At 69.6% G+C, this 4,875-nt stretch carries 4 protein-coding genes; 2 read left to right on the top strand and 2 right to left on the bottom strand.

The window, feature by feature from the left end; all coding sequences use genetic code 11:
- The first annotated feature begins 89 nt into the window (after window positions 1–89).
- Window positions 90–242, top strand: coding sequence for a hypothetical protein (locus AB0B89_RS34845; RefSeq protein WP_358561556.1), 153 nt, complete (start codon window positions 90–92; stop codon window positions 240–242).
- A gap of 345 nt (window positions 243–587) precedes the next feature.
- The gene (locus AB0B89_RS34840; RefSeq protein WP_358561553.1) at window positions 588–1,856 is read left to right on the top strand and encodes a hypothetical protein; all 1,269 of its coding nucleotides are present in this window, start codon (window positions 588–590) and stop codon (window positions 1,854–1,856) included.
- A gap of 253 nt (window positions 1,857–2,109) precedes the next feature.
- Here the strand turns inward: AB0B89_RS34840 and cysS are convergent, their stop codons facing one another.
- Together cysS and AB0B89_RS34830 are read right to left on the bottom strand one after the other, a co-directional pair.
- On the bottom strand, window positions 2,110–3,498 hold the full coding sequence (gene cysS, locus AB0B89_RS34835; RefSeq protein ID WP_358561549.1) for a cysteine--tRNA ligase: 1,389 nt from the start codon (window positions 3,496–3,498) through the stop codon (window positions 2,110–2,112).
- Between the two features lie 70 nt (window positions 3,499–3,568).
- Window positions 3,569–4,732, bottom strand: a complete 1,164-nt coding sequence (locus AB0B89_RS34830) for a hypothetical protein (RefSeq protein ID WP_358561546.1) — start codon at window positions 4,730–4,732, stop codon at window positions 3,569–3,571.
- Window positions 4,733–4,875: the final 143 nt, after the last annotated feature.

Below are 4,875 nucleotides of genomic sequence, written 5' to 3'. Positions count from 1 at the left end.
GACGTTCGTGAAGCCCCTCTTGGTGAACCAGCTCGCCAGGTTGGCCGGGACGAAGACCGGAGTGTGCCTCGGCAGGCGGCGCACGGCGGATGGCGACCATGCACTGGGGGACGTTCGTGCTCTCGGGCGAGCCGCTGATGGCCCCCGTGCAGGAGACCCGCGCGGCCTGGATCGCCTCCGGCCGCGACCGCGCGGACCTCTGGGACCTCGCCGTGGGCGAGACCCGCACACTCACCGGCTGAACAGGCGGAGTCCGCTGGACGACGACGGGTCTTTTCGGCGTGCGCGGAAGCGCACGCCATGATCCCTTCCGTGAAATGGTCGGCCGCTCTCTCCGCGTGTCCGAAAGCGGACAGTAGATCGGGTGACGTCCGTTTGCCGTGATTCCGGACCGTCAAATCAATCCGCAGGTGGCGGACGGGAATTCCGGATAACCCCCGATTAGGCGCGAAACCACAATCCTGATATCTGTCTGTCAACTATCGTCATTACCAATAGTTTGAATGACAGTCAAGACATTGATGGCCTATCACATACATGAAATACCGGGGTGCATCACCGCAAAGTGAGCACAGAGGAGCACCCTGGTGAAAACGCCCCCCAGCGCCAAAAAAGCCCCAAAACTCACCCGTAGCCTCGCGGTAGCACTGGGAATCACCCTGGTCACCGTCGGGATGGGCAGCGCTCAGGCCGCCACCGCGCCGGATCCGGTCAAGAACCCCCGCACACAGGCCATCGAGCAGCCCGGGAAGGTCCCGGGTGGCTTCGCGTCCTGGAAAGAGCTTCTGGCCACCCAGGAGAAACTCGTCAAAGCCGCCGACCGCATCACCGCGGCCGCCAAGGAACAGGGCGGCAGCGGCTACGCCGGCGTCATCGCCGCCCCGGAGAACCACGAACTTCGCGTCTACTGGAAGGGCGGCACCCCCAAGCGGATCGCCGGGCTGGTCGGCGAACTGCGCCGTGACGTCCCGATCAGTCTCCTTCCTGCGCAGTACTCGGCACGTGAGCTGGAGCGGGAGATGGCTCGCCTCATCCGCAGGTCCAGCGATGTGATCACTTCGATCGCCGCGAAGCCCGACGGCTCGGGCCTGGCCGTCACGGGCGCCGACCTCAACGCGACTCGTTCAGGGATCACCGATTCGGCGGTACCGGTCACCGTGGAGGCCGGCGTCCGCCCCATGCTGACGACCCGGTGGAACGACTCCCCGCCGTGGTGGGGTGGCGGCGCGTGGAACAGCCCCGGCGGCGGCTGCTCGACGGGCTTCGCCGTCACCTACGGCGGGGTGAACAGGGTGCTGTCCGCCGGGCACTGCGGAGCGATCGGCAACACGGCCACCGATCCGACCGGTGAAGTCATCGGAGGCATCACGCAGGACGACAACACCCGCGACGTGCTGCTGATCCAGGCCGCCTCGCAGGGCTATGTCTTCAACAACAACGTCGGCTCCACCTCTCCCGAGTTCGCCAACCCGGTGGTCGGCACCTCCAGCTCCTATGTCGGCCTGTGGGTGTGCACCTCCGGCGCCTACTCGGGGACCAACTGCAGCATCCAGGTCCAGCAGGTCGGCGTCACCATCAACGTCGGCTACCTGATCACCGGAACGGTACGGGCGGAGCAGTCCGCGCACACCAACGCCGTCGGGCAAGGTGACAGCGGCGGCTCGGTCGAGGTCGTCAACCCCGCGAACACCGCCCAGGTCTTCGCGGCGGGTGTCAACACCGCCATCGACGGCGGCACCGCCGTAACGTGTACCGGCTACGTCACCAGCGGCCGGACGTGCGCCTGGCGGATGTACTACTCCCCATGGAGCAACGCGACCGACGCGTTCCCAGGAATCGCGATCGTCCTCGGCTGAGCCGGACAGGTGAGAACCGTGGGGCCGGTGTTCACCCACCGGCCCCATTTCTCGTTGAATCGTCTGGCCGGCCTCCGAGGTGACTCGTCCAGGAGGGTATTTCCGGGTACGGCATTTGAACGGGTACGGCATCTGAACGGGTACGGCATCTGAACGGGTACGGCATCTGAACGGATGGCCACTCCGAATCATCGAGGCCGATCCATTCCTTCTGATGTCCCCACGGGGATGAGCCATGCGGTGGTGGCCCGGGTCAGGACCAGGTCTGTCCCTGTGCGGTGTCGGTGACCTTGACGCCCAGCGCGGCCAGCTCGTCGCGGAGGCGGTCGGAGGCGGGCCAGTCTCTGGTCTCGCGGGCCTTCGCGCGGGCCTCCAGCAGCTCGGCCGCGCCGGGCGGGAGGACCGCGACGACGGGAGGCTTGCCGATGTCGATGGAGAGGTCCAGGCCCAGCACCTGGTCGAGGTGCAGGAACGTCTCAAGGCGGGAGCCGGGGTCCACCGTCTCGTCACGCTCCAGCTCGCGCACGACGCGCAGGGCCGCGGGGGTGTCCAGATCGTCGTCGAAGGCGGCCTGGGCGCGGTCGGCGTACGCGGCGGCGATCGGCCGGCTCGGGGACTCGGCCCACTCGGCGACGCGCTGGCGCCAGCGGCGCAGGGTGCGGTCGGCCGCGTGGAGGGTGTCCCAGGTGAGGTTCATCTGCTGGCGGTAGCGGTGTTCCAGGAGCGCGAGCCGCACGGCCAGGGGGTCGAGCCCGGCGGCCACGACGTCGGACAGGAGCACGACGTTGCCGGTGGACTTGGCCATCTTGCGGCCGTCGAACAGCACGTGCTCGCCGTGGACCCAGTGTTTGACGACGTCGTGCCCGACCGAGGCGTTCGACTGGGCGCGCTCGTCCTCGTGGTGGGGGAAGCGCAGGTCCTTGCCGCCGGTGTGGATGTCGATGTGCTCGCCGAGGAAGCGCAGGGACATGGCCGAGCACTCGATGTGCCAGCCGGGGAACCCCCTGCCCCAGGGCGTCTCCCAGGTCATGTCGCGGTCGGAGCCCTTCCACAGCGCCCAGTCGGCGTGGAAGCGCTTGCGAGGGTCCACGCCCTCGACCCGGTGGCCGGGCTTCAGCGCGTCGAGCCGATTTCCCGAAATTTCACCGTAAGTTGGGAAACTCTGGGCATCGAAGAAGACCGAGCCGTCGTCCACGGCGTAGGCGTGACCCTTCTCGATGAGCTTGGCGATCAGCTCGATCATCAGGTCGATCGTCTCGGTGGCACGTGGGGTGTGCTCGGGGGTGCGCATGTTGAGCGCCGAGGTGTCGCGGCGGAAGGCGTCCTCGTAGAACCGGGCGATCTCCATGGCCGAGCGCCCCTCGCGGCGGGCCTGCTGGAGGACCTTGTCCTCGCCCGAGGCGTCGATCTCCTCGTCGTCGACCAGGTGACCCACGTCGGTGATGTTCTGGCAGACCACCGACCGCACCCGGCTCTGCTCCAGCACCCGGCGGATCAGGTCGGACAGCAGGTACGACCTGAGGTTGCCCACGTGGGCGTACCGGTAGACGGTCGGCCCGCAGGTGTACATGCGCAGGACGCGCGCGTTCGCGGGGACGATCTCTTCGAGCTGCCTGGACCTGGTGTCATACAGCCGCAACATGAAACCGAGCTTAGGCCATGGGATCACGGCCCGTCAGGGCCACGGGGATCACTCGCGACCGGCGCCGGGGTCACGCCGCCTCGGGGTCGAGGAAGGCCAGGATGTCGCGGTCGCCGCGCTCGCGCAGGCGGGTCAGGACCTCCTCGCGCGAGGCGCCGTCCGCCAGGCCGATGCGGGCCCCGATGAGCCGCAGGGCCTCCGCCTCCGAGGCCACAGGGGCGGTGTACCCGATCAGGTGCAGCGCCATGTTGACCGGCGGCAGCCCCTGTGCGGCCTGCGGCAGGTAGCGGGTCAGCAGCTCGCCGCCGTCCGACACCGTCATGAAGATCGAGTCGCCCTCGCCGGCGTTGTAGTCGGCCAGGACGGGCCTTATCGAGCCCATCGTCGGCTGGTTGTGCCAGCTGATCACGACGTCGCCGGACGGGGTGGAGGTGGTCAGCTGCCCGCCGGGGGCCATCCCCAGGTGGGCGGCGAAGCCCGTGGGGAGCGGCGACCCCGAGCCCCTCAGGTGCTCGGCGTTGACGTCGACACGGTGCCACCAGCGCCCGTCCCTGCTGCGGAAGGACCTGCGGGTCATCGACACGTCGCGGCGCGGTTGGTACGGCTCGGCCTGCTCGGGCGCGGCGACGCGGATCCATCCGCGCTGGGTGCGCTCGAACCCCGGCCCGCCCGCGTACGCGCGCACCGAGCTCTCGCTGACCTCATAGCGCGTGGTCAGGTTCGCGACGACGGTGTTCACCGAGGCCTCGCCGCCCGCCCTCTCGATCTCGCGGACGATCATCTCCCGGATACCGATGTACTCCTCGCCGCCCCAGCGCGACAGCCCGTACCGGTTCCTGTCGACCCGCAGGAAGCGCTCGTCGGCGGTGAGCTGGTTGCGGATGCCGACGAGGCTGTAGTCCTCGCCGATGCGGGTCTGGATCTCCTCGGGGCTCAGCGGCCCCTCGGCGACGGCCAGCACGGCCTCGGCCTTCTCGTTGACGCTGCGCGGCCACGGGACGACGTGCCCCTCAAGGATGCGCAGGTGCGGGACGGAGGCGAGCCAGCGCTCGGCGACGTCCTCGCGCACCCCGAGCTGGGCGACCATCGTGACCGCCTCGGGCAGCTTCACCGGCCCGTCGGTGAACAGCTGACGGGTCTTCTCCTTCAGCTCGTCGGCGCCCCCGGCCACCAGCCAGCCGTCGACCTGGTCGTACCCGGTGAGCAGGGTGCGGACGAACCGCCACGTCGGCACGCCCAGCGTCGCCAGCTCCGCGGGGGGGCGGGGCCCCGCCGCGGGGGGGGGGGGCGCGGGCCCGGCCGCGGCCCCCCCGCCCCCCCCCCCCGCCGGGGGGGGGGGCCGCGCGGGGGGGGCGGGGGGGCCGAGCCGGGCCCGGG

Origin of the sequence: Sphaerisporangium sp. NPDC049002 (assembly GCF_040649355.1) — a bacterium.
Taxonomy (GTDB): domain Bacteria; phylum Actinomycetota; class Actinomycetes; order Streptosporangiales; family Streptosporangiaceae; genus Sphaerisporangium.
This window is presented reverse-complemented; position numbering and strand designations above follow the sequence as displayed.